The sequence below is a fragment of the Nocardiopsis sp. TNDT3 genome (genome assembly GCF_003427465.1).
Lineage (GTDB): Bacteria > Actinomycetota > Actinomycetes > Streptosporangiales > Streptosporangiaceae > Nocardiopsis > Nocardiopsis dassonvillei.
On record NZ_QPFC01001073.1, the window covers coordinates 1 to 2,778 of the forward strand.

At 73.4% G+C, this 2,778-nt stretch carries 2 protein-coding genes; both read left to right on the top strand.

Annotated features, from left to right (window positions below):
* The first annotated feature begins 73 nt into the window (after positions 1-73).
* Positions 74-1,312: a beta-ketoacyl-ACP synthase II gene (fabF, locus tag DQW06_RS23990; RefSeq protein WP_013153969.1), complete on the top strand. Its 1,239-nt coding sequence runs from the start codon at positions 74-76 to the stop codon at positions 1,310-1,312.
* A 240-nt stretch (positions 1,313-1,552) separates the two neighbouring features.
* A complete protein-coding gene (locus tag DQW06_RS23995) occupies positions 1,553-2,734 on the top strand; it encodes an EAL domain-containing protein (protein WP_013153970.1) in 1,182 nt (393 codons plus the stop codon).
* Positions 2,735-2,778: the final 44 nt, after the last annotated feature.

The window sequence follows — 2,778 nt, forward strand, 5'->3', positions numbered from 1 at the left end:
CGGCTTCCCCTCACATCCGCCAACGCCCCCGGCCCCGCAGCCGGGAACGACCCACGAGAAGGGCGATCGGATCATGTCCAAGACCGATGTCGTCGTCACCGGCCTCGGCGCCACCACCCCCCTCGGGGGTGACGTCGCGACCACATGGTCCGCGCTCCTCGACGGCCGCTCCGGCATCAGCATGCTGCCGGAGGAGTGGCACGAGAAGCTCCCGGTGCACTTCGCCGGACAGATCGCGCAGGAACCCTCCGAGAAGCTCCCCAGGCCGCGCCTGCGCCGCCTGGACCGCACCCAGCAGTTCGCGCTGATCGCGGCGCAGGAGGCGTGGCAGGACGCCGGCTCCCCCGAGGTGGACCCGATCCGCCTGGGCGTGGTGGTCTCCAGCGGGATCGGTGGCATCCTCACCATCCTGGAGCAGTACGACACCTTCCGTGAGAAGGGCTGGAAGCGGGTCTCCCCCTTCACCGTGCCCATGCTCATGCCCAACAGCCCCGCCGCCGCGATCAGCCTGGAGTACACCGCCCGGGCCGGTTCGCACGTGCCGGTGAGCGCCTGCGCCTCCAGCGCCGAGGCCATCGCCAACGGTGTGGACATGATCCGCTCCGGGCGCGCCGACGTGGTGATCGCGGGCGGCACCGAGGCCGCGATCCACCCGCTCAACATCGCCTCGTTCGCGTCCATGCGCGCGCTGTCCACGCGCAACGACGACCCGCAGCACGCCTCCCGCCCCTGGGACAAGGACCGCGACGGCTTCGTCATGGGCGAGGGCGCGGGCATCCTCATCCTGGAGTCGGCCGAGCACGCCGCCCGCCGGGGCGCCCGCGTGTACGCGCACGCCTCGGGCGTGGGCTACACCAACGACGCCTACGACATCGTCCAGCCCGAGCCGGAGGGCACCGGCCAGGCCCGTGCCATCACCCAGGCCCTGGCCGACGCCGACCTCACCCCCGAGGACATCGTGCACGTCAACGCGCACGCCACCTCCACCCCGGCCGGGGACGTGGGCGAGACCCGCGCGATCCGCACCGCGCTGGGCGACTCCGTCGCCGACCGCGTCGCGGTGACCTCCACCAAGTCCATGACCGGCCACCTGCTGGGCGGCGCGGGCGCCGTGGAGTCGATCGCGACCATCCTGGCGCTGCACGACGGGCGCATCCCGCCGACCATCAACATCGAGGAGCTCGACCCGGGCGTGGCCGTGGACATCGTCCGCGACAAGCCCCGGGACATGCCCGCGGGCGACGTGGCGGCCATCAACGAGTCCTTCGGGTTCGGCGGCCACAACATCGCGGTGGTCTTCCGCCGCGCCTGACCCCCGCCGGACGCGGCCCCTCCGCGCAGGCGCACACGACACCGCCCGTCGGGACGAACCCGGCGGGCGGTGTCGTGTGTACGCCGGGCGGGTCCGAACACTTCCGGGAAAGCGTCCCTCACCGTCGGTACGCGATTGCCTCCGGACGTGAACGCCGTCGAACCGCCCTCCCCACACCCCGGTGAAGCTGAGGGGAACAGCCGAGGACAAGTCTTCAGGTGGGACCGATTCGGGGTCACCATGAGAACTGTGACTGCGCTGCATCCCCAACACACTCCCACGGCGCATCCGGACGGGCCGGGTGCGGTCGCCCGCCGCGCCCCGGGCGCTCCCGGCTACCAGCCCGTCGTCGACCTGGACTCGGGGACCGTCGTGGCCGTCGAGGTCACCGCCTCGCCGCCGCCCTCCGTGCGGGGCTCCTACGCGGAGGTGACCCCCCAGGAGGAGGCGGCCGTGGCCGAGTGGCTCCTGGCCCTGGTCCGCGAGACCGCCGTGTCCGAGAGCCTGCTGCCGATGGTCCTGCCGCTGCCCGCGCGGATCCTGGCCGGGGAGGGGTTCGCCCCCCTGGTGGAGAGCCTGTTGCGCCGTGCGGGCCGCCGACCGCGCGACATCACCTTCATGCTCAGCCCGGACATGGCGGAGCTGGCGCGCAGGACCGTGGTGTCCGGCGTCTCCCGGCTGCGGGCGGCGGGTTTCCGGTGCGGGTTCGGGACGGCGATGGTGCGCCCGGACCTGGTGGTGGAGGCAGCGCCGTTCCTGATGCGGATCGACCCGGCGATCGTCTCCGGTGTGGCCGGGGACCAGCGGCACGCCACCGTGGTGGAGGGCCTGGCTCGGATCGGCCGGGGCAGCGGCGTGTACGCGCTGGCCTCGGGCGTGGGCAGCGTCGAGGACGTGGTGCGGCTGCGCCGCTGCGGGATACGTGTGGGCACGGGGCCGTTCTTCGCCGACAGCGCGTGGCGGCCCGGCGAGCGGGTGACCCCGGTGCCCGAGCCGAGCGCCGGACAGGGCGGGGAGGAGGACTCCGGCCCCCGGGTCACCGAGTTCATGGTGCCGCCCGTGGGACTGGACTCCGACGCCACCGCGGAGCAGGTGCTGGAGTCCTTCACCGGGGACCCGGCGCTGAACAGCGTCATCCTCATCGACCACCGGGACCGCCCGGTCGGGGTGGTGGACCGGACGCGGTTCCTGCTGTCGGTGACGGGCCGCTACGGGCACGCCCTGCACGCCAAGCGTCCGGCGCTGCGGCTGGCCGAGTCCCCGCGCACGGTTCCGGCGTGGATGTCGGCGCTGGCGGCGCTGCGGGTGGCGGGCCAGGACACCGAGCGGGTCTACGACGACCTGATCGCCACCAACTCCTACGGCCAGTGCCTGGGCGTAGTGCACATCAGCGACCTCATCCAGTCCCTGTCGCGCAGCTGAGCGCCGAAGCGGCGGCGCCCGTACCGGGTCCCCGGTGCGGGCGC

Coding starts and splice junctions, on each gene's coding strand:
- fabF (WP_013153969.1), top strand. CDS start 74: ATGTCCAAGACCGATGTCGTCGTCACCGGCCTCGGCGCCACCACCCCC.
- DQW06_RS23995 (WP_013153970.1), top strand. CDS start 1,553: ATGAGAACTGTGACTGCGCTGCATCCCCAACACACTCCCACGGCGCAT.